We start from the raw sequence: 1,381 nt of genomic DNA on the forward strand, positions 1-1,381 counted from the left end.
GCCACCTGCAGCGCGCCAAAGACCTCGCCGACTCGCGCTACGCCGAGCCGCTGACCGTCGCCGACCTCGCCGAGGCGGCGCGGCTGTCGCGGGCGCACTTCTCGCGGGAGTTCCGGCGGGCGTTCGGGGAGTCGCCGCACGCCTACCTGCTCACGCGCCGGTTGGAGCGGGCCGCCGCGCTGCTCCGGTACACCGACTACGCCGTCGCCGACATCTGCTGCGCGGTCGGGCTGACCAGCGTCGGGTCCTTCACCACCAGCTTCACCCGGGTCTACGGCCTGCCGCCGGCCGCCTACCGCGCCGCGTATCCGCCGGCCGCCGAGCACGCTCTCGTGCCCGGCTGTGTGCTGCGCGCGTACGGCCGGCCGAAGAACCGGACGTTTCGAGAAGACACTGGCGGGCCCGGGTCCTAGCGTGGGGCCATGATCTCCTATCTCAGCACTCAGCTCTGGGTCCACGACCAGGACGTGGCCCTCGACTTCTACACCCGCAAGCTCGGCTTCGTGGTCCGCATGGACGTCACGCTGCCCGAGATGGGGGGATTCCGCTGGCTCACCGTCGGCCCCGAGCATCAGCCGGAGATCAGCGTCGTGCTGATGCCGATCCCCGGCGAGCCGCTCATGGACGACGCCACCAGGGCCGAGGTCGAGGATCTGATGGCGAAGGGCTTCGCCGGAACCCTCTTCCTCACCACCGAGGACCTGGACGCCGAGTACGCCGCCCTGACCGCGCACGGCGTCGAGTTCGTCGAGAAGCCGACCGACGAGCCGTGGGGCCGCGACTCCTCGTTCCGCGACCCGTCCGGCAACCACATCCGGCTCACGACGCCGCGCGAGATCCCGCAGCCCTAGTCGCGGCCGTATCGCGGCCGCGCACAGCGTCAGCGCCTCACCGCGCGCTGCCCAGACCGCGGTCCGCCTCGCTCCCGGCCACCATCAGCGTGACCTCCTCCAGGCGGACGAAGCGGCCGTCGGGCGCGCGCTCGGCGAAGACGTACACCTCGTGCGACGCCGTCGAGCCGTCGGCCTTCACGACGTCGATCGTGTGCCGCTCGGCGTACGACGGGCCCTCGGCGAGTTCGTCGTGCACCTGGATCGTGCCGTCCGCGACGACGCCCCGCAGGTGCGCGATGTGCTCGGCGAACCCGGCGCGGTCGATCCACGCCCCGTCGGTGCGCTGGCGGTACTCCGGCGCGAAGTGCCGGTCGAGGGCCTCGTCCAGCGGCAGGCCAGGGGTGAGCAGGAGGTCGGTCAGAGCGGTGGCGATGGTCGTGGCGGTCGCGGGCATGGCAGGGTCCTTCCGGGGAGTGATGCGTGCGCGATGCACGCATCTCGTGCCTCGAACTGTAGCAGAAGCGTGCGCGATGCACGCTATTCTGATG

3 protein-coding genes are annotated in these 1,381 nt (G+C 71.5%); 2 read left to right on the forward strand and 1 reads right to left on the reverse strand.

The genetic code is table 11. From position 1 onward, the window contains the following. Positions 1 to 413: helix-turn-helix transcriptional regulator (locus tag GWK61_RS54565; protein ID WP_194922289.1), on the forward strand; the 413-nt coding region annotated here is incomplete at its 5' end. Positions 414 to 422: 9 nt separating this feature from the next. After that, a complete protein-coding gene (locus GWK61_RS54570) occupies positions 423 to 851 on the forward strand; it encodes a VOC family protein (protein ID WP_194922290.1) in 429 nt (142 codons plus the stop codon). 37 nt (positions 852 to 888) lie between these two features. Here GWK61_RS54570 and GWK61_RS54575 read toward each other — a convergent pair whose 3' ends face one another. Further along, entirely contained in the window at positions 889 to 1,287 is a 399-nt protein-coding gene (locus tag GWK61_RS54575) for a nuclear transport factor 2 family protein (protein WP_194922291.1), read from the reverse strand. Positions 1,288 to 1,381: the final 94 nt, after the last annotated feature.

Source organism: Catenulispora rubra, assembly GCF_015356825.1.
Classification (GTDB): domain Bacteria; phylum Actinomycetota; class Actinomycetes; order Streptomycetales; family Catenulisporaceae; genus Catenulispora; species Catenulispora rubra.

Excerpts from the sequence above, each read along its gene's own strand:
- GWK61_RS54575 (WP_194922291.1), bottom strand. The coding sequence starts at position 1,287 with ATGCCCGCGACCGCCACGACCATCGCCACCGCTCTGACCGACCTCCTG.
- GWK61_RS54570 (WP_194922290.1), top strand. The coding sequence starts at position 423 with ATGATCTCCTATCTCAGCACTCAGCTCTGGGTCCACGACCAGGACGTG.